This window comes from Kosakonia sp. WA-90 (assembly GCF_039871955.1).
Classification (GTDB): Bacteria; Pseudomonadota; Gammaproteobacteria; order Enterobacterales; family Enterobacteriaceae; genus Kosakonia; species Kosakonia oryzendophytica.
On record NZ_JBDPLJ010000002.1, the window covers coordinates 397,443 to 416,944 of the forward strand.

The 19,502-nt window shown below is 55.4% G+C and carries 17 protein-coding genes; 14 read left to right on the forward strand and 3 right to left on the reverse strand.

Translation table 11 applies throughout. From position 1 onward, the window contains the following. Positions 1-352 precede the first annotated feature (352 nt). The 3 genes from fruB to fruA are packed head-to-tail and all read left to right on the forward strand — an operon-like array spanning position 353 to position 4,130. Positions 353-1,483: a fused PTS fructose transporter subunit IIA/HPr protein gene (gene fruB, locus ABGA49_RS05090; protein ID WP_061493984.1), complete on the forward strand. Its 1,131-nt coding sequence runs from the start codon at positions 353-355 to the stop codon at positions 1,481-1,483. Further along, complete coding sequence (gene fruK, locus ABGA49_RS05095; protein WP_061493985.1) at positions 1,484-2,422, forward strand: 1-phosphofructokinase; 939 nt, start codon at positions 1,484-1,486, stop codon at positions 2,420-2,422. Positions 2,423-2,438: 16 nt separating this feature from the next. After that, positions 2,439-4,130: a PTS fructose transporter subunit IIBC gene (gene fruA, locus ABGA49_RS05100; protein WP_061493986.1), complete on the forward strand. Its 1,692-nt coding sequence runs from the start codon at positions 2,439-2,441 to the stop codon at positions 4,128-4,130. Between the two features lie 50 nt (positions 4,131-4,180). Here fruA and nfo read toward each other — a convergent pair whose 3' ends face one another. Together nfo and ABGA49_RS05110 are read right to left on the reverse strand one after the other, a co-directional pair. Further along, positions 4,181-5,038 carry a deoxyribonuclease IV gene (gene nfo, locus ABGA49_RS05105; RefSeq protein ID WP_134317883.1) on the reverse strand — a complete coding sequence of 286 codons (858 nt, stop codon included), beginning with the start codon at positions 5,036-5,038 and terminating at the stop codon, positions 4,181-4,183. 70 nt (positions 5,039-5,108) lie between these two features. Beyond that, positions 5,109-6,158, reverse strand: a complete 1,050-nt coding sequence (locus ABGA49_RS05110) for a YeiH family putative sulfate export transporter (protein ID WP_347665222.1) — start codon at positions 6,156-6,158, stop codon at positions 5,109-5,111. A 103-nt stretch (positions 6,159-6,261) separates the two neighbouring features. Between ABGA49_RS05110 and yieE the strand changes: the two genes are divergently transcribed. The 7 genes from yieE (at position 6,262) to cirA (ending at position 14,038) form a co-directional block, all read left to right on the forward strand. After that, positions 6,262-7,128, forward strand: coding sequence for a DNA-binding transcriptional regulator YeiE (gene yieE / locus ABGA49_RS05115; RefSeq protein WP_347665223.1), 867 nt, complete (start codon positions 6,262-6,264; stop codon positions 7,126-7,128). Between the two features lie 176 nt (positions 7,129-7,304). Further along, entirely contained in the window at positions 7,305-8,090 is a 786-nt protein-coding gene (locus tag ABGA49_RS05120) for a transporter substrate-binding domain-containing protein (protein WP_061499851.1), read from the forward strand. Positions 8,091-8,094: 4 nt separating this feature from the next. Then, positions 8,095-8,760 (forward strand): amino acid ABC transporter permease, encoded by a 666-nt coding sequence (locus ABGA49_RS05125; protein WP_134317885.1) that lies wholly within the window; start codon positions 8,095-8,097, stop codon positions 8,758-8,760. Beyond that, positions 8,760-9,416, forward strand: coding sequence for an amino acid ABC transporter permease (locus ABGA49_RS05130; protein WP_061493991.1), 657 nt, complete (start codon positions 8,760-8,762; stop codon positions 9,414-9,416). Before ABGA49_RS05125 ends, ABGA49_RS05130 begins: the two co-directional genes overlap by 1 nt. Continuing rightward, positions 9,397-10,134, forward strand: coding sequence for an amino acid ABC transporter ATP-binding protein (locus ABGA49_RS05135; protein WP_061493992.1), 738 nt, complete (start codon positions 9,397-9,399; stop codon positions 10,132-10,134). The genes ABGA49_RS05130 and ABGA49_RS05135 overlap by 20 nt, the downstream gene beginning before the upstream one ends. A 181-nt stretch (positions 10,135-10,315) precedes the next feature. Beyond that, entirely contained in the window at positions 10,316-11,785 is a 1,470-nt protein-coding gene (locus tag ABGA49_RS05140) for an amino acid permease (RefSeq protein ID WP_347665224.1), read from the forward strand. A gap of 270 nt (positions 11,786-12,055) precedes the next feature. Continuing rightward, on the forward strand, positions 12,056-14,038 hold the full coding sequence (gene cirA, locus ABGA49_RS05145; protein WP_347665225.1) for a catecholate siderophore receptor CirA: 1,983 nt from the start codon (positions 12,056-12,058) through the stop codon (positions 14,036-14,038). Positions 14,039-14,076: 38 nt separating this feature from the next. Here cirA and fghA read toward each other — a convergent pair whose 3' ends face one another. After that, positions 14,077-14,913 carry an S-formylglutathione hydrolase gene (fghA, locus tag ABGA49_RS05150; RefSeq protein ID WP_061493995.1) on the reverse strand — a complete coding sequence of 279 codons (837 nt, stop codon included), beginning with the start codon at positions 14,911-14,913 and terminating at the stop codon, positions 14,077-14,079. Between the two features lie 146 nt (positions 14,914-15,059). On the opposite strand from fghA, the gene ABGA49_RS05155 reads away from it, so the two are divergent. The 4 genes from ABGA49_RS05155 (at position 15,060) to galS (ending at position 19,342) form a co-directional block, all read left to right on the forward strand. Continuing rightward, positions 15,060-16,208 carry a YbfB/YjiJ family MFS transporter gene (locus ABGA49_RS05155; protein WP_347665226.1) on the forward strand — a complete coding sequence of 383 codons (1,149 nt, stop codon included), beginning with the start codon at positions 15,060-15,062 and terminating at the stop codon, positions 16,206-16,208. 104 nt (positions 16,209-16,312) lie between these two features. Continuing rightward, on the forward strand, positions 16,313-16,981 hold the full coding sequence (gene folE, locus ABGA49_RS05160) for a GTP cyclohydrolase I FolE (RefSeq protein WP_061493997.1): 669 nt from the start codon (positions 16,313-16,315) through the stop codon (positions 16,979-16,981). A 19-nt stretch (positions 16,982-17,000) separates the two neighbouring features. Next, complete coding sequence (gene yeiB / locus ABGA49_RS05165) at positions 17,001-18,161, forward strand: DUF418 domain-containing protein YeiB (RefSeq protein WP_061493998.1); 1,161 nt, start codon at positions 17,001-17,003, stop codon at positions 18,159-18,161. 155 nt (positions 18,162-18,316) lie between these two features. Further along, entirely contained in the window at positions 18,317-19,342 is a 1,026-nt protein-coding gene (galS, locus tag ABGA49_RS05170) for an HTH-type transcriptional regulator GalS (RefSeq protein WP_061493999.1), read from the forward strand. The last annotated feature ends 160 nt before the right edge of the window (positions 19,343-19,502 follow it).

Below are 19,502 nucleotides of genomic sequence, written 5' to 3' on the forward strand. Positions count from 1 at the left end.
CAATTGGCAGACGCGGAGTGTACGCCGCGGCGGGAGAAAAACACAGATCCTGCGGTGCGATCGCCGTGAAAATGCAGACGGCTATTTTACCCCGCGTTATTAAAGCTGACCGCTGCTGACGTTTGCTTGCTGAAGGTAAAAATAAGTTCAGCAAATTTGCATCAGCTAATGATGAAATGTGCTGTACCTCTAAATTTCGCAACGAAAATTCAGAGATTTCTTGATTGCTGAAGTAAAAAGGTGAAGACTCATTGAAACGTTTCAGCGTCATCGTGTAATGTCTGAACCAGGGCGGTGACGCATCATTTCTCAAGTTAGCTGAAACGATTCAATTTCAGCAGGAGAGGGTCACATGTTCCAGTTATCCGTTCAGGACATCCATCCCGGTCAGCAGGCCGGCAATAAAGAAGAGGCCATCCGCCAGATCGCGGCTGCGCTGGTAGAAGCAGGCAACGTTGCTGACGGCTACGTCAACGGCATGCTGGCGCGCGAGCAGCAAACCTCCACCTATTTAGGCAACGGCATCGCGATCCCACACGGCACCACGGATACCCGTGATCAGGTGCTGAAAACCGGTGTAAAAGTGTTCCAGTTCCCGCAGGGCATCCTGTGGAGCGAAGGACAGGTCGCGTATGTTGCTATTGGTATTGCCGCCAGTTCTGATGAACACCTTGGCCTGCTGCGTCAGCTGACTCATGTGCTGAGTGATGACTCCGTGGCTGCAGAGCTGCAATCCGCAACCACAGCGGAAGAGCTGCGTGCGCTGCTGATGGGTGAAAAACAGGGCGCGTCACTGAAGCTGGATAGTGAAACACTGACCCTCGATGTAGTTGCCAGCGATCTGGTGACCCTGCAAGCGCTGAACGCTGCACGTCTGAAAGAAGTCGGTGCGGTTGATGCAACTTATGTTACCCGCGCTATCAATGAACAACCGCTGAACCTTGGTCAGGGCATCTGGCTGAATGACAGTGCTGAAGGCAACCTGCTGAGCGCTGTTGCCGTAAGCCGCGCTGCCACGCCGTTTGACGTGAATGGCGAGCAGGCTGCGCTGCTGGTCAGCGTTGCGATGGTGGACGAACAGCCGGTCACGGTGCTGAAGCGCCTGAGCGATCTGCTGCTGAGCAACAAAGCTGAACATCTGTTGAATGCCGATACCGCAACGCTGCTGGCGCTGCTGACCAGCGACGATGCGATGGCCGACGATCTGCTGAGTGCAGAGTTTGTTGTCCGCAATGAGCACGGTCTGCATGCCCGCCCGGGCACGATGCTGGTGAACACCATCAAACAATTTAACAGTGAAATCACCGTTGCAAACCTGGACGGTACCGGAAAACCGGCCAATGGCCGCAGCCTGATGAAAGTGGTTGCGCTGGGCGTGAAGAAAGGTCACCGCCTGCGTTTCACAGCGCAAGGGGATGATGCTGAACAAGCGCTGAAAGCAATCGGCGAAGCGATTGCCGCAGGTTTGGGAGAGGGCGCATAAATGAGCAGACGTGTTGCCACCATTACGCTTAATCCGGCCTATGATCTGGTGGGGTATACCCCTGAAATTGAACGCGGTGAAGTGAACCTGGTTCGTACGACGGGCCTGCACGCCGCGGGTAAAGGCATCAACGTTGCGAAAGTGTTGAAAGACCTTGGCATCGACGTGACCGTTGGCGGTTTCCTTGGCAAAGATAACCAGGACGGATTCCAGCAGTTGTTCAGCGAGCTGGGCATTGCTAACCGTTTCCAGGTGGTGCAAGGGCGTACCCGCATCAACGTCAAGCTGACGGAAAAAGATGGTGAAGTCACCGATCTGAATTTCTCAGGTTTTGAAGTGACACCGACCGACTGGGAGCGTTTTGTTGCCGACTCGCTGACCTGGCTGGGTCAGTTCGATATGGTCTGCGTGAGCGGCAGTCTGCCCTCAGGCGTTAGCCCGGAAGCCTTTACCGACTGGATGACGCGCCTGCGTAGCCAGTGTCCATGCATTATTTTTGACAGCAGCCGCGAAGCGCTGGTGGCCGGTTTGAAAGCCGCGCCGTGGCTGGTGAAACCGAACCGCCGTGAACTGGAAATCTGGGCGGGTCGTAAGTTGCCGGAATTGAAGGATGTCATTGAAGCCGCTCATGGGCTTCGCGAACAGGGTATCGCCCATGTGGTGATCTCTCTGGGAGCAGAAGGGGCGTTGTGGGTTAACGCTTCGGGCGAATGGATCGCCAAACCGCCGTCAATGGAAGTGGTAAGCACCGTTGGCGCAGGGGATTCAATGGTCGGTGGTCTGATTTATGGTCTGCTGATGCGTGAATCCAGTGAACATACGTTACGCCTGGCCACTGCTGTTGCTGCACTGGCGGTCAGTCAGAGTAACGTAGGTATTACCGATCGTACCCAGTTAGCCGCGATGATGGCGCGAGTTGACTTAAAACCCTTCAACTAACAGCAGGAGAGGCATAATGAAAACGCTGCTGATAATAGATTCCGAACTCGGGCAGGCCCGCGCTTATATGGCGAAGACCTTGCTGGGCGCGGCTGCACAGAGTGCAAATCTGCAATTCATCGATAACCCTGGCGAAGCGGAACTGGCTATCGTTTTGGGCAGCCAGGTGCCGAATGACAGTGCACTGAGTGGGAAAAAAGTCTGGCTGGGCGATATTAATCGCGCAGTGGCGCACCCTGAGCTGTTCCTGAGCGAAGCGAAAAATCACGCGAAGCCCTACACAGCACCGGTGGCCGCTACTGTGGCGGCGACCAGTGGTCCAAAACGCATTGTTGCTGTTACTGCCTGTCCGACAGGGGTAGCGCACACCTTTATGGCGGCGGAAGCGATCGAAACCGAAGCGAAAAAACGCGGCTGGTGGGTGAAAGTGGAAACCCGTGGTTCCGTAGGCGCGGGCAATGCCATCACGCCGGAAGAAGTGGCGCAAGCCGATCTGGTGATGGTGGCGGCGGATATCGAAGTGGACCTGGCGAAATTCGCTGGCAAACCGATGTACCGCACCACTACCGGCCTGGCGCTGAAGAAAACAGCCCAGGAACTGGATAAAGCCGTAGCGGAAGCCAAAACGTACCAACCGTCCGGCAAAGCACAGTCGGAAGCAACAGAAACTAAGCAAGAGAGCGCTGGCGCATATCGCCATCTGCTGACGGGCGTCTCCTACATGCTGCCGATGGTCGTCGCGGGTGGTTTGTTGATTGCTCTCTCGTTTGCCTTTGGTATCACGGCGTTTAAAGAAGAAGGTACGCTGGCGGCCGCGCTGATGAAGATCGGTGGGGGTTCTGCATTCGCACTGATGGTGCCGGTGCTGGCAGGTTACATCGCCTTCTCCATTGCTGACCGTCCGGGTCTGACGCCGGGTCTTATCGGCGGTATGCTGGCCGTCAGCACTGGTTCCGGCTTTATCGGCGGTATTATTGCCGGCTTCCTTGCAGGTTACCTTGCGAAAGCGATCAGCAAAAACGTCAAGCTGCCGCCAAGTATGGAAGCGCTGAAACCGATTCTGATCATTCCGTTGTTCTCCAGCCTGATTGTCGGCCTGGCGATGATCTACCTGATTGGTACGCCGGTTGCGAAAATCCTTGCGGGTTTGACCTCCTGGCTGCAAACCATGGGCACGGCTAACGCGGTTCTGCTGGGCGCAATCCTCGGTGGCATGATGTGTACCGATATGGGTGGCCCGGTGAACAAAGCGGCGTACGCATTTGGTGTGGGCCTGCTGAGTACCCAGACTTACGCACCGATGGCGGCGATTATGGCTGCCGGTATGGTGCCGCCGCTGGCAATGGGTCTGGCGACACTGGTTGCACGCAACAAGTTCGATAAAGGCCAGCGTGAAGGTGGTAAAGCCGCCCTGGTTCTCGGTCTGTGCTTTATCTCTGAAGGTGCGATTCCGTTTGCTGCCCGTGACCCGATGCGTGTTATCCCGTGCTGTATCGCCGGTGGCGCGCTGACTGGCGCTATCTCCATGGCGATTGGCGCGAAACTGATGGCACCGCACGGTGGTCTGTTTGTCCTGCTGATCCCGGGAGCAATTACCCCGGTGGTGGGCTACCTGCTCTCTATCGTTGCAGGTACGTTGCTGGCCGGTCTGGTGTATGCCTTCCTGAAACGTCCGGAAACAGAAGCAGTGGTTGCAAAAGCTGCGTAATACAGTGTCAGTACCAGGGATATCAGAAGGGCCGCGTTTGCGGCCCTTTTTTATGCTGCGGCGTCGGCGGTTTGTTGCGCTTTCAGCCAGGCGATCTCTTCTGCCCAGATATCAGGATTAATGGTCTCCAGAATCAGGGGAATGCCATCAAAACGGCTGTCTTGCATAATCCAGCGAAACGCATCGTGGCCGATGTTGCCCTCGCCGAGCGAGTGGTGGCGGTCGACACGGCTGCCGAAGGTGCTTTTCGCATCATTCAGATGCATTCCACGCAGATAGTTGAAACCCACCACGCGGTCGAATTCAGCAAACGTCTCGGCGGTGGCTTTCGCGGTGCGTAAATCATACCCGGCGGCAAAAGCATGGCAGGTATCAATGCAGACGCCAACGCGGGACTTGTCTTCCACACCATCAATAATGGCCGCCAGATGTTCAAAGCGGAAGCCCAGATTGCTGCCCTGGCCTGCGGTGTTTTCGATCACAGCGGTGACACCTTCGGTTTGCGCCAGCGCGATATTGATCGACTCGGCAATCCGCGCCAGACAGGCCTCTTCCGGAATCTGCATCAGGTGGCTGCCGGGGTGGAAGTTCAGCAACGTCAGCCCCAGTTGCTGGCAGCGCGTCAGCTCGTCAATAAACGCGTCGCGGGATTTTTCCAGCGCATCGGCGACCGGGTGCCCAAGGTTTATCAGGTAGCTGTCGTGCGGCAGGATCTGCCCGGGTTGGAAATGGTATTTTTCGCAGGCGGCTTTGAACTCATCTATGGTTTCTGTACTCAGCGGCGCAGCGCGCCACTGACGCTGATTCTTGGTAAAGAGCGCAAACGCGGTCGCGTCGATTTCGGCGGCGCGGATGGCGGCGTTCGCCACTCCACCTGAGGCGCTCACATGCGCACCAATGTATTTCATAACAACTCCTTAAAACCCGCCAGGGGAAAGAAACCATCATAGCGGGTCTGCAGGAAAGGGATGTAGTGGTTTATGCCATCAGATGGTGAACCACCAGGTTTATCGCACCGCCGCCAACGATCAACCAGATAAACAGCACCAGTCCCAATGCCAGTGGTTTCGCTCCGGCGTTTTTCAGTGCACTGATATGGGTAGTCAGACCCAGTGCCGCCATCGCCATCGCCAACAGTAAGGTATCCAGTGTATTCAGCGCCTGGAGCAACGCTGAAGGTAGCAGGTGAAATGAGTTGAAGCAGGCCACAGCAATAAAGCCCAGCGCAAACCACGGGATCGTGAGTTTACTTTTCGCGTCGTCAGTATCCGGGCTGAGTTGTTTAACGCGGGCTGCCAGCAGCAATAAAAAGGGGGCCAGCATCATTACCCGCAGCATTTTTGCAATCACCGCCGCATTTTCCGTTTCCGGGCTGATAGCATGCCCGGCGGCAACGACCTGCGCGACTTCGTGCACCGTGGAGCCCATCCAGATCCCGTAGGTTTCCGGGCTGAACCAGTGCGTCAGCAGGGGATAAAGCGCAGGATAGATAAAGATCGCCAGCGTCCCGAATATCACCACCGTGGCGACGGCAACCGTCACTTTGCTGGACTCAGCCTTCACCACCGGCTCTGTGGCAAGCACAGCTGCTGCGCCACAGATACTGCTGCCCGCGCCAATAAGCCAACTGGTTTTTTTATCCAGCCCGAAGAGACGTTGCCCCAGTACGCAGGCCAGCAAGAAGGTGCCGGACAGCGTCAGCACATCGATGACGATCCCGCTGACGCCGACCTCTGCGATTTGCGAAAAGGTCAAACGGAAGCCATAAAGAATAATACCCAGCCGCAGTAGATGCTGTTTGGCGAACAACACTCCGCTATCGCATGAACGATGCAGGTGCGGGTAAACCGTATTGCCCACGACCATACCGATCAGGATTGCCAGCGTCAGTGCACTGAAACCGATGCCGGCAATAGACGGAAAATTACCGAGCCAGAGAGCCGCACCGGTGATAAGCATACTGAGTAGCAGCCCGGGGGCGAAACGCCATGCAGGATGGCGAGCAGTGTGTAATGTGATTTCTGTCATAACCTTCTCCTTTCAATGGAGAAAAGGGTACGGCGGGCTGGTTTAAAGGTAAAATTGATTATATATTTATAATCAATCTTTATAAGTGGTAAGTGACCTCTCTATGCATATTACTTTGCGTCAGCTTGAAGTCTTTGCTGAAGTGCTGAAAAGCGGCTCCACCACCCAGGCTTCACAGCGGCTGGCGCTCTCTCAGTCGGCGGTAAGCGCAGCTCTCACCGACCTGGAAGGCCAACTGGGTGTGCAGTTATTCGATCGCGTCGGTAAACGGCTGGTGGTCAATGAGCATGGTCGGCTGCTCTATCCCAAAGCACTGGCGGCGCTGGAGCAGGCAACGGAAATAGAGCAACTCTTTCGTGAAGACAATGGTGCGCTGCGGGTGTTTGCCAGTAGCACCATAGGCAATTACATTCTGCCGGAAGTGATTGCCCGCTACCGCCGCGATTTTCCGGAGTTACCGCTGGAGCTGAGCGTGGGCAACAGTCAGGATGTGATCAATGCCGTGGCGGATTTTCGTGTGGACATTGGCCTGATTGAAGGGCCGAGCCACACTGCAGAAATCATTGCTGAGCCCTGGCTTGAGGATGAACTGGTGGTGTTCGCCGCCCCTTCTGCGCCGCTGTTGCAGAGGGAAGTCACGCTGGAGCGACTGGCCGCAGCGCCGTGGATCCTGCGTGAACGCGGCTCCGGCACCCGCGAAATTGTCGACTATTTGCTGCTGTCGCATTTGCCGCAGTTTCATCTCGGCATGGAACTGGGCAATTCCGAAGCCATTAAGCACGCGGTTCGCCACGGTCTGGGTATCAGTTGTCTCTCCCGCCGGGTTATTGCTGAACAGCTTGAGAGTGGCACGCTGGTTGAAGTCCCGATCCCGCTACCTCGCCTGGTGCGCACCTTGTGGCGCATTCATCACCGGCAAAAACACCTTTCCAGTGCGCTGAACCGTTTTATTCGCTACTGCGCCCTCTGATTGCACCATCATCATGCGTCTGCACTTTTTTAGGGAGCGGACGCAGCAATGAAACTATCGATTCATCCTGGAATCCTACGGATTACGTGCACTGAGCGCGATATATCGCATTGGCACATTAGTTGCAAAAAGTGAATCAAAGAATCTTTTGTTTCATGGGCGATGAGGTGTTGATGATGAAGAAGTGGATGATGGCGGCAGCCGGTGCGGCATTAATGATGACATGCGCCGGGCAGGCACTGGCGGATCAGTTACAGGATATTCAGAAGCGCGGTGTGTTGCGCGTTGCCGTACCCCAGGATTTTCCTCCCTTTGGCTCGGTGGGTACGGATCTGAAACCACAGGGTTACGACATTGATATGGCGGAGTACCTGGCGAAAGGCATGAAAGTGAAGTTGCAACTGGTGCCGGTCACCAGCGCCAACCGTGTTCCCTACCTGCAAACGAACAAAGTTGATCTGGTTATCTCAAGCCTTGGGAAAAATGCCGAACGTGAAAAAGTGATCGACTTCAGCCGGGCGTACGCGCCGTTCTTCCTTGGGGTATTTGGTCCAAAGGAGGCAACATTACCTGATGCGAAAGCATTGAGCGGCAAATCCATCGGCGTTACCCGCGGCGCGGTTGAAGATATGGTGTTGACCGATATCGCGCCGAAAGACGCGGACGTGAAACGTTACGAAGACAATAACACCACGCTGTCGGCGTACATGTCCGGGCAGGTCCAGTATCTTGCCACCGGGAACGTGGTCGTTGCCGCTATTGCGCGTCAAAACCCGCAAAAAGCCCCGGTCAGCCAGTTTATGCTGAAAGACTCACCGTGCTATATCGGGCTGATGAAAAACGAACCGGCACTGAAAGCTGAAGTCGATAAGCTGGTGGATCAGGCGCTAAAAGATGGCTCACTGAACACCCTGTCGCAGAAATGGATGCAGGCACCGTTACCGGCCAACTTCGGCGCATAAACGCATGACGACTTCGCTTGATTTCGCTGCGCTCTGGCCCTTCTGGCCAGAGCTGCTGGCCGGATTGTGGACTACCCTGACGCTCACCGCACTGGCGACGGTCGGCGGTGTGTCGCTGGGGATTGTCGGTGCCGCCCTGCGCAGCGGAAAACCCGGTCTGCTAAGCGCATTATGGGGGGTATATGTGGAGTTGATCCGCAATACGCCGTTTGTGGTGCAACTGTTTTTTATTGTGTTTGGCTTGCCCAGTCTTGGAATGAAACTGACCGCCGGAGAAGCGGCACTGATCGCCATGCTGGTCAACCTCGGCGCGTATAGCACGGAGATTATTCGCGCCGGGATCCAGGTCACGCCGAAAGGGCAGTGGGAAGCGGCGCGTGTGTTGGGGCTGACCAAATCCCAGACCTTTTTGCGGGTGATCCTGCCGCCCTCCCTGAAGCGCATTTATCCTGCACTGGTCAGTCAGTGCATTATCGTGATGCTCGGTTCGTCGGTGGTCTCACAAGTCTCTTATGAAGAGCTGACCTTTATGGCCAACCTGATCCAGTCGCGCACGTTTTTAAGTTTTGAAGTCTATTTCGTCACCACATTGCTGTATCTGGCGCTTTCGCTGCTGATGCGCCAGGTGTTGCTGGCGATTGGCCGTAAATGGTTAGGGAGCGAGGGCTGATGAGTACCTTTACCGACTGGGATATTCTGCGCAATCTGCTGCTGGCGGCGCGCTGGACGGTGCTGCTGTCGCTGATTGCTTTTCTGTGCGGCACGCTGGTCACGCTGCCACTGCTGGTACTGCGCATTAGCCGCTGGCGCTGGCCAAAACGCCTGATCAGCGGTTATGCCGCGCTGTTTCAGGGCACGCCGTTGCTGATGCAACTGTTCCTCGCTTTTTTCGGCCTGGCGCTGTTCGGTATCGATGTAAGCGCATGGACCGCCGCTACGCTGGCGCTCACGTTATTTACCAGCGCGTTTCTGCTTGATATCTGGTACGGCAGTATCAACGCCCTACCGAAAGGGCAGTGGGAAGCCTGTCGCTGCCTGGGATTAAGCTTCGGGCAGACGTTATTTCGCGTGGTCGCACCGCAGGCGATACGCATTGCTATTGCGCCCACGGTGGGCTTTTCTGTGCAGGTGATCAAGGGCACGGCGCTGGCATCGATCATCGGTTTTGTTGAGTTAACCAAAGCCGGGACGATGCTGAATAACGTGACCTTTGCCCCGTTTAAAGTCTTTGGCCTGGTCGCACTGGGCTACTTCCTGCTGTGTTATCCGCTGTCGCGTTACAGCCGTTATCTGGAGAAAAAGTTCCATGCCGCTCATCACCATTAATGATGTTCAGAAATATTATGGCGACAACCACGTATTAAAAGGCGTAAGCCTGGATATCGAAATGGGCGAAGTGGTGTCGATTATTGGCCGTAGCGGCTCTGGCAAAAGTACATTATTACGCTGTATGAATGGGCTGGAAGGTTACCAGGATGGCAGCATTAAGCTCGGCGGTATGACTGTCACCGATAGGGAGTCTCAGGCGCGGGAAATCAGCCGTTCTGTGGGCATGGTTTTTCAAAACTTCAACTTGTTTCCGCATATGACCGCGCTGGAGAATGTGATGCTGGCACCCCGCCGGGTATTGAAATTGCCTGCCGATGCGTGCCGTAAGCTGGCCACTGAAATGCTGGAAAAAGTGGGGCTGGGCGAACGTATTGATTACTACCCGGCGAACCTCTCCGGTGGGCAACAGCAACGTGTGGCGATTGCCCGTGCATTGGCGATGAAACCGAAAGTCTTGCTGTGTGATGAAATTACCTCTGCGCTGGATCCGGAACTGGTCGGCGAGGTGCTGCGTGTGCTTGAGCAGCTTGCCGCTGAAGGGATGACGCTGATCCTCGTCACGCATGAAATGAATTTCGCCCGTGAAGTGGGCGACCGTGTGGTGTTTATGCATCAGGGTAAAGTCTGGGAGCAGGGGGAGAGTAAGTCCTTCTTCACGCAGCCACGCACGCCAGAACTGCAACAGTTTATCGCCTCGGTTCGTGGTCTGAATTGATCCGCCGCTCCCGCAGCCCTGCGGGAGCTTATTTACATCCTCGCAACATTGCCCATTCACTGCTTTACTTATAATTCGCTGCCTATCATGAAGGTCTCTAATAACAGACGTTTTATGCCAGAAGGGCTGCGTTTCGTTTGCTACAATCGCGCCTCATTTTTTGGATGGATAGCTTTTTCTTATGGTTTCCGAAACAAAAACCACACAAGCGCCCACGCTGCGTCGTGAACTGAAGGCGCGTCACCTGACGATGATCGCGATTGGCGGTTCAATCGGTACCGGGTTGTTTGTCGCATCAGGAGCGACCATTTCTTCAGCGGGCCCGGGTGGCGCGCTGTTCTCTTATATTCTTATTGGTCTGATGGTCTACTTCCTGATGACCAGCCTTGGCGAACTTGCCGCGTTTATGCCGGTGTCCGGCTCATTCTCGACCTATGGTCAGAAGTATGTGGAAGAGGGCTTTGGCTTCGCACTGGGCTGGAACTACTGGTACAACTGGGCGGTAACCATCGCCGTTGACCTGGTTGCATCGCAATTGGTGATGACCTGGTGGTTCCCGGATACACCGGGCTGGATCTGGAGCGCGTTGTTCCTGGCCGTGATTTTCCTGCTGAACTACATCTCCGTAAAAGGGTTTGGCGAAGCGGAGTACTGGTTCTCGCTGATTAAAGTGGCGACGGTGATTATCTTTATCATTGTTGGTGTGATGATGATTGTCGGTATTTTCCAGGGGGAAAAACCGGCAGGCTGGAGTAACTGGGCCATCGGCGATGCGCCGTTTGCTGGCGGTTTATCGGCGATGATTGGCGTGGCGATGATTGTCGGCTTCTCCTTCCAGGGGACGGAACTGATTGGCATCGCGGCGGGTGAATCGGAAGATCCGGAAAAGAACATTCCGCGCGCGGTGCGGCAGGTGTTCTGGCGTATCCTGCTGTTTTATGTCTTTGCGATCCTGATTATCAGTCTGATTATTCCTTATACCGACCCGAGTCTGCTGCGCAATGATGTGAAAGATATCAGCGTAAGCCCGTTCACCCTGGTGTTCGAGCATGCGGGCCTGCTCTCAGCGGCGGCGGTGATGAATGCGGTGATCCTGACGGCGGTGCTGTCGGCGGGCAACTCCGGCATGTATGCTTCCACGCGTATGCTTTACACCCTGGCCTGTGACGGCAAAGCGCCGCGCATCTTCGCCAAATTATCGAAAGGCGGTGTGCCGCGTAATGCGCTGTATGCCACCACGGTGATTGCTGCGTTGTGCTTCCTGACCTCCATGTTTGGAAACCAGACGGTGTACCTGTGGTTGCTCAATACCTCCGGGATGACCGGCTTTATCGCCTGGCTGGGGATAGCCATCAGCCACTACCGTTTCCGCCGTGGTTACGTTGCGCAGGGCCATTCACTGAATAATCTGCCATACCGCTCTGGTTTCTTCCCTATCGGGCCGATCTTCGCCTTCGTGTTGTGTCTGATCATTACCCTGGGGCAGAATTATCAGGCGTTTCTTGCTGATACCATTGACTGGGGAGCGGTCACTGCGACCTATATCGGCATTCCGCTGTTCCTGGTTATCTGGTTCGGTTACAAATTCTCTAAAGGCACCCGTTTCGTGCGTTACAGCGAAATGGAGTTCCCGGAACGCTTTACCAAGTAAATTCACTCTTTAGCCCTCTGTTCGGAGGGCTTTTTTTTGCCTGCCTGACCCGCCTGAGTTGTAACAATTTACATAACTTTGAACTTCTGAAATTGATAATAGTTATCGTTTACATTAGTGTAACCCACTGAATAACAAGGTATCAGTCTGTTTTTGCAGCGCCAGAATACCCCCTGACACACCGCCGCCCCATCAATGTAATGGGGCGTGGTTTATTGCATGTGAGCAGTATTTTCGCAATTTTTTGTAGTTACCTCATGGAGTTACGGAATGTTTACCTTGAATCCCATCGTCCGGGGAGGCCTCTGTGCGTCCGCACTCTCCCTGGCGCTGCCAACGATGGCTGCCGTAGAGCGTGATGAAACGCTGGTAGTGACCGCGTCAGCCAGCGAACAGAACCTGAAAGATGCCCCCGCCAGTATCAGCGTTATTACGCAACAAGACCTCCAGCGTAAGCCGGTGCAAAACCTGAAAGATGTACTGAAAGAGGTGCCCGGCGTACAGCTCACTAACGAAGGGGATAACCGTAAAGGCGTCAGTTTGCGCGGTCTCGACAGCAGCTACACCTTGATCCTGATTGATGGCAAACGTGTCAACTCCCGCAATGCGGTATTCCGCCACAACGATTTCGACCTCAACTGGATCCCGGTGGAAGCCATCGAGCGTATTGAAGTGGTACGCGGGCCGATGTCTTCTCTGTATGGTTCTGATGCTCTTGGCGGCGTGGTGAATATCATCACTAAAAAAATCGGCCAGAGCTGGACCGGCAGTGTGACCGCTGACAGCACCGTCCAGGAGCACCGGAATCGTGGCGATAGCTGGAATGGTCAGTTCTACACCAGCGGCCCGCTGATTGAGGGTGTCCTGGGCGTGAAAGCATACGGTAGCGTAGCGAAGCGCGAGAAAGATCAGCAGCAACCTTCGCAGACCGATGCCAGTGGCCTTACGCCGCGGATGGAGGGATTTACCAGCCGTGACAGCAACGTTGAGTTCGCCTGGACGCCGACGGCGGATCAGGATGTTACCGCCGGTTATGGCTACGATCGCCAGGACCGGAATTCCGACTCGCTGAATAAAAATCGCCTCGACAGGCAGAACTACTCATTGGCGCATAACGGCCGCTGGGGCGTCGGCAACAGTGAGCTGAAATTCTACGGTGAGACGATCGACAATAAAAACCCCGGTAACAGCGGCCAGATTCGTTCACAAAACACCACCCTCGATGGCAAGTATGTGCTGCCGCTTGGTGCCATCAATCAGCTGGTCACTGTCGGCGGCGAATGGCGACACGACAAATTACAGGATCCAGTCAACCTGACGGGGGGAAGCAGTAGCAAAACCTCAGCCAACCAGTACGCGCTGTTTGTGGAAGATGAGTGGCGTATTGTCGAACCGCTGGCGCTCACCACCGGCGTGCGCATGGACGATCATGACACCTATGGCGATCACTGGAGCCCGCGCGCCTACCTGGTGTACAACGCCACCGATACTGTCACGGTCAAAGGCGGCTGGGCGACGGCGTTTAAAGCGCCATCACTGTTGCAGCTCAGCCCGGACTGGGCGACCAACTCTTGTCGCGGCAGTTGTCGCGTGGTGGGTAGCCCGGAACTGAAACCGGAAACCAGCGAAAGTTTTGAACTGGGTCTTTACTACAGCGGCGAAGAGGGATGGCTGGAAGGCGTTCAGGGCAGCGTGACCGCCTTCCAGAATAACATTGAGGATATGATCAATATCAGTCGCACCGCCAGCCTGACTGAAGCGCCGGGTTACGCCAACTTCGTTGGCTTTGAGCGTAATGCTAACGGCAAACGGGTGCCGGTGTTCCGTTACTACAACGTCAATAAAGCGCGGATCCAGGGGCTGGAAACCGAACTGAAAGTGCCGTTGAGCGATGCATGGAAAGTGACGCTGAACTACACCTATAACGATGGTCGCGATCTCAGCGGCGGCGGCAACAAGCCGTTGCAGGATCTGCCGTACCACACCGCCAATGGTACGCTGGACTGGCAAGCGACGCAGGACTGGTCGTTCTATCTCTCCGCAAACTATAGCGGTGAAAAACGTACCGTATCGCAGGGCATGACGCCTGGCGGTTATGTTATCTGGAACGCGGGCGGCGCCTGGCAGGCGAGCAAGAACGTGAAACTGCGCGCCGGTGTGCTGAACCTGGGGGATAAAGACCTGAATCGCGACGACTACAGCTTCAACGAAGAAGGTCGCCGCTACTTTATGGCCGTGGATTACCGCTTCTGACGGGCAAACCCGGCGGTGGGAAACCGCCGGGGCTGAGATCACTTCAGCAGATACTGCGCATGGAAGCGCAGATGATCTTCAATAAACGACGCAATAAAGTAATAGCTATGATCGTAGCCGGACTGAATACGTAACGTCAGCGGCCAGGATTTTTGCCGTGCCGCTTCCGCCAGCCGCGCCGGTTGCAGTTGATCGGCGAGGAATTGATCGTTATCGCCCTGATCAATCAGCGTTGGGATAGCATCCGCTTCGCCACTTTCCAGCATCAGGACGCAACTGTCCCAGGCTCGCCACTGTTCGCTATCTTCCCCAAGATAAGCCGTAAATGCTTTTTGCCCCCAAGGAACCTGCAACGGGTTAACGATAGGCGCAAAAGCAGAGACACTGGTGTAACGACCCGGGTTTTTCAACGCCATGATCAGCGCGCCGTGGCCGCCCATAGAGTGACCGCTGATCGCACAACGTGAACTGACCTTAAATTCCGCAGCGATCAGCGCCGGCAGCTCATCTCGCAGATAGTCATACATCCGGTAATGGGCAGCCCAGGGCTGCTGCGTGGCGTTGAGGTAGAACCCGGCGCCTTTGCCTAAATCGTAGCTGTCGGCATCGGCCACCGCGTCGCCGCGCGGACTGGTATCCGGCATCACCAGCACAATGCCCAGCTCGGCCGCTACGCGTTGTGCCCCTGCTTTGGTGGTGAAATTCTCATCATTGCAGGTCAGGCCGGAGAGCCAATACAGGACGGGTGGCGCCGTTGCTGTACGCTGTGGCGGTAAAAAAATGCTAAAGGTCATCGTACAGTTGAGTACGGCGGAGTCGTGGCGCCAGCGCTGTTGCCAGCCTTCAAAACAGCGGTGCTCTTCGAGCAATTCCATGCAGGGCTCCTCAGTCATTTCGGGGGGAGATGGGTGACATTCTTAATAATACAGATTATTCATTGCCCTGTGAGTAACTTTCACTTCCGCATAAATGCCACATATTGCATCATAAACATAACTTTACTTTAACAAATGGGGTGCTCATGGCACGCAAAGTTGCGCTTTGCGGGTTTATTGTGCTGGTGGTGGCAATGGGAATCGGGCGTTTTGCCTTTACGCCGCAGGTACCGTTAATGATCCGCGATGGTCAGCTCACATTGACCAGTGCCGGACTGGTCGCTGCTATCAACTATCTCGGTTATCTGTTGGGTGCATGGGATGCGATGCGTGCCAGGCAGCATATTGAGTTGCGCCTGTATGCTGGCATTGGCGGTGCGGTGGCGCTGACATTCTTGTCATCCATTGCCGATAACGCACTGCTGCACGGCGCATTACGGCTGGTGATCGGCGCAATGAGCGGCTGGGCGATGGTGCTGATCGCCGCCTGGAGCAACGAACGTCTGGCACATGCCGGGCGGCCGGGCTTGAGTGCCGCAGTGTTTGCCGGGCCGGGCGCGGGTATCGCTTTGAGCGGTCTGTTGGCGGTGGCGATCCAGGCCAAAGGACTGACCGCGGCATCCGCATGGCAGGTCTATGGCGTACTCGCGCTGTTACTGGTGGCATTTATCGCGCGTTATCTGCCGCGACCGGGAGAGTGGCATCGGCCTGGCGTAAAAGCGCAACCGTTGCACCTGACGCCGGATCTTATACGGCTGGTATGGAGCTATAGCCTCGCCGGATTTGGTTATATCCTGCCCGCGACATTTCTTTCGCAAATGGCGGCGCTGCGTTTCCCTGGCAGTTTATTCGCCCAGTTTGTCTGGCCGGTATTTGGCGCGGCGTCGGTGGTGGGGATTGTGTTAAGCATCTTGCTGCGCCATGTGGGCCAAAGCTATCAACGTCTGGCGATAGTGCTGTGGTTACAGGGCGTGGGTGTGCTGGCGGCATGGCTGCTACCAGGGATGAGCGGTCTGGTCACTGGCGCGCTGCTGGTGGGCGGTGGTTTTCTCTGTGCAGTACAGTTGTCGCTGTTGTACGGTCGGGAGCTTGCCCCCGATCACACCCGTTATATGGCCGGGTTGCTGACCACCGGCTATGCGCTGGGACAACTGGTGGGGCCGATGACGTCGGCGCTCTCGACCTGGCTGACGCAACGTCTTGAACCGGCACTTGGGGTGGCGGCATTCGCCTTGCTGATAGGGGGGATTCTGGTGTGGAAACCGACACCCAGAAAGCCGGCGGAATTTCAATAATTATCGGCGTCAGGACTGGATTATGTGCGCGACCTCACGCACAATGATTGTTCACTTCGCCTGCGCTAAAGGCGAAGCACGCCACACCTGCAGGAGAATAAAAAATGTCATCACTCAGTAAAGAAGCGGCTCTCGTCCATGAGGCTTTAGTCGCCCGCGGCCTGGAAACACCGCTGCGTCCGCCGGTCCGTGAAACGGACAACGAAACCCGCAAGCGCCTGATTGCCGGGCACATGACCGAGATTATGCAACTGCTTAACCTCGATCTGAATGATGACAGCCTGATGGAAACGCCGCATCGCATTGCCAAAATGTATGTTGATGAGATCTTCTCCGGCCTCGATTATGCCAACTTCCCGAAGATCACCGTGATTGAAAACAAAATGAAAGTGGATGAGATGGTCACGGTACGCGATATTACGCTGACCAGCACCTGTGAGCACCACTTCGTCACCATCGACGGGAAAGCGACCGTTGCATATATCCCGAAGGAGTCGGTGATTGGTCTATCAAAAATTAACCGCATTGTGCAGTTCTTCGCTCAGCGTCCTCAGGTGCAGGAACGCTTAACGCAACAGATCCTCACGGCACTGCAAACGCTGCTGGGCACCAATAATGTGGCGGTATCCATTGATGCAGTGCATTATTGTGTGAAAGCGCGCGGCATTCGTGATGCCACCAGCGCCACCACCACTACCTCTCTGGGCGGTTTGTTCAAATCGAGCCAGAATACCCGCCAGGAGTTCCTGCGCGCTGTACGCCACCATAACTGATTATCGGGGAGCCGGAGACATGGAACGCAATGTCACGCTGGATTTTGTTCGTGGCATCGCCATTCTTGGGATCCTGCTTCTGAATATCACCGCCTTCGGGTTACCAAAGGCGGCCTATACCAACCCTGCCTGGTATGGCGAGATCACGCAACGTGACGCCTGGACCTGGGCCTTTCTCGATCTCTTTGCACAAGTAAAATTCCTGTCGCTGTTTGCCCTCTTATTTGGCGCGGGTTTGCAAATGTTGTTGCCGCGCGGTAAACGCTGGATCCAGTCACGACTGACTTTGCTGGTATTGCTGGGCTTTATTCACGGCCTCTTTTTCTGGGATGGCGATATTCTTCTGGCTTACGGGCTGGTGGGGTTGATAGCCTGGCGCATGGTGCGTGATGCGCAAAGCGTGAAGACGATGTTCAATACCGGCGTTGTGCTCTATCTGATGGGCATTGTGGTGCTGCTGTTGCTGGGGGGGATTTCCGGCAGTCAGCCAAACCGTTCCTGGTTACCGGATGCGGCGAACCTGCAATATGAAGCCTGGTGGAAAACCAGCGGTAGCATGATAGAAGCGATCAGCAACCGGGCGGATATGTTATCGAATGCGTTGCTGGCACTCGGCGCGCAGTATGGCTGGCAACTGGCGGGATTGATGCTGCTGGGAGCAGCGCTGATGCGCAGCGGTTGGTTGAAAGGGCAATTCAGCCTGCGGCATTACCGGCGCGTTGGCGCGCTGCTGATTACGCTGGGTATGCTGATCAACCTGCCTGCGATTGTCGCGCAGTGGCAGCTTGGCTGGTCGTATCGCTGGTGTGCCTTTTTTTTGCAGGCACCGCGCGAACTGAGCGCACCGTTTCAGGCTATAGGCTATGCCGCTCTGGCGTATGGCTTCTGGCCGCAGATTGGCGCCAGCAAATGGGCCAATGCGATCGCCTGCGTTGGCCGCATGGCGTTAAGCAACTACCTCTTGCAAACGTTGATCTGTATTACCTTGTTTAATCACTTCGGTTTATTTATGAAGTTCGACCGTCTCCAGTTGCTGGCCTTTGTTCCGCCGGTATGGGCTGCCAATATCCTGTTTTCTCTCTTGTGGCTTAAGCGTTTTCGTCAGGGCCCGATGGAGTGGTTGTGGCGGCAATGTACCGCACGTGCTGCGGGAACAGCATTGGCGCGAACATCCAGATAACGATCTGGATCACAATCGTTAACAAAACGGATGTAACCGTTTCCATTCATGTGATGTCACTCACGCAGCAATCTCCCGCCGACTGACAGAATAGCCTCCTTACTAAACCCAGGGGGTGACTGTGAACTGCCGCAATCCAGCAAAGGTGAGTAAAAATGATCACCATTCGTGACGTTGCCCGTCAGGCGGGCGTCTCTGTCGCGACGGTCTCCCGCGTGCTGAATAACAGTGCGCTGGTAAGTCAGGATACGCGTGAAACGGTGATGAAGGCGGTCGCTCAGCTTGGCTATCGCCCGAATGCCAACGCTCAGGCGCTGGCCACGCAGGTCAGCGATACCATTGGTGTGGTGGTGATGGATGTGTCCGATGCCTTCTTCGGCGCACTGGTGAAGGCGGTGGATACCGTTGCCCAGCAACATCAAAAGTATGTGCTGATTGGTAACAGTTATCACGAGGCGGAAAAAGAACGCCACTCCATTGAGGTTCTGATCCGCCAGCGTTGTAATGCATTGATTGTTCACTCGAAAGCGTTAAGTGACGAAGAGCTGACTGGCTTTATGGAGCAGGTGCCGGGCATGGTGTTGATTAACCGTTTGGTGCCGGGTTACGCCCATCGCTGCGTCTGTCTGGATAACATCAGCGGCGCGATGATGGCAACGCGTATGTTGCTTAACCATGGTCATCAGCGCATCGGCTATCTGGCGTCCAGCCACCATATTGAAGATAACGATTTGCGCCGCGAAGGCTGGTTCCGCGCCCTGGAAGAGCAGGGAATAGCTGCACCGGATAGCTGGGTTGGCACAGGCTCACCGGACATGCAGGGCGGGGAAGCGGCCATGGTTGAGCTGCTGGGGCGCAATTTGCAGCTCACGGCGGTGTTTGCCTACAACGACAGCATGGCCGCTGGTGCGCTTACTGCGCTAAAAGATAACGGCATTGCTGTGCCACAGCATTTGTCGTTGATTGGTTTCGATGATATCCCGATTGCGCGCTACACCGATCCGCAGCTTACCACCGTGCGCTATCCGGTGGCGTCGATGGCGCGTCTGGCGACCGAGCTGGCGCTGCTGGGTGCCGCAGGAAAGCTGGATCCGCAGGAATCTCATTGTTTTATGCCCACGCTGGTGCGCCGCCATTCGGTGACTGGTCGACAAACTGTGGCTTCGATCACTAACTTATAATGTTCGGTGATGTAACCGTTTTCAATCTGTGAGTAAATTCACAGTATCTTAACAAGGCGCTGACTATGATGTCAGCGTCTTAGAAGCTGAAACACGATGTAACGGTGATTAATCACTTTAGCAGTGCATAGCCGCCATGACACATCGAAGAAAGCGAATT

Coding starts and splice junctions, on each gene's coding strand:
- fruB (WP_061493984.1), top strand. CDS start 353: ATGTTCCAGTTATCCGTTCAGGACATCCATCCCGGTCAGCAGGCCGGC.
- fruK (WP_061493985.1), top strand. CDS start 1,484: ATGAGCAGACGTGTTGCCACCATTACGCTTAATCCGGCCTATGATCTG.
- fruA (WP_061493986.1), top strand. CDS start 2,439: ATGAAAACGCTGCTGATAATAGATTCCGAACTCGGGCAGGCCCGCGCT.
- nfo (WP_134317883.1), bottom strand. CDS start 5,038: ATGAAATACATTGGTGCGCATGTGAGCGCCTCAGGTGGAGTGGCGAAC.
- ABGA49_RS05110 (WP_347665222.1), bottom strand. CDS start 6,158: ATGACAGAAATCACATTACACACTGCTCGCCATCCTGCATGGCGTTTC.
- yieE (WP_347665223.1), top strand. CDS start 6,262: ATGCATATTACTTTGCGTCAGCTTGAAGTCTTTGCTGAAGTGCTGAAA.
- ABGA49_RS05120 (WP_061499851.1), top strand. CDS start 7,305: ATGAAGAAGTGGATGATGGCGGCAGCCGGTGCGGCATTAATGATGACA.
- ABGA49_RS05125 (WP_134317885.1), top strand. CDS start 8,095: ATGACGACTTCGCTTGATTTCGCTGCGCTCTGGCCCTTCTGGCCAGAG.
- ABGA49_RS05130 (WP_061493991.1), top strand. CDS start 8,760: ATGAGTACCTTTACCGACTGGGATATTCTGCGCAATCTGCTGCTGGCG.
- ABGA49_RS05135 (WP_061493992.1), top strand. CDS start 9,397: ATGCCGCTCATCACCATTAATGATGTTCAGAAATATTATGGCGACAAC.
- ABGA49_RS05140 (WP_347665224.1), top strand. CDS start 10,316: ATGGTTTCCGAAACAAAAACCACACAAGCGCCCACGCTGCGTCGTGAA.
- cirA (WP_347665225.1), top strand. CDS start 12,056: ATGTTTACCTTGAATCCCATCGTCCGGGGAGGCCTCTGTGCGTCCGCA.
- fghA (WP_061493995.1), bottom strand. CDS start 14,913: ATGGAATTGCTCGAAGAGCACCGCTGTTTTGAAGGCTGGCAACAGCGC.
- ABGA49_RS05155 (WP_347665226.1), top strand. CDS start 15,060: ATGGCACGCAAAGTTGCGCTTTGCGGGTTTATTGTGCTGGTGGTGGCA.
- folE (WP_061493997.1), top strand. CDS start 16,313: ATGTCATCACTCAGTAAAGAAGCGGCTCTCGTCCATGAGGCTTTAGTC.
- yeiB (WP_061493998.1), top strand. CDS start 17,001: ATGGAACGCAATGTCACGCTGGATTTTGTTCGTGGCATCGCCATTCTT.
- galS (WP_061493999.1), top strand. CDS start 18,317: ATGATCACCATTCGTGACGTTGCCCGTCAGGCGGGCGTCTCTGTCGCG.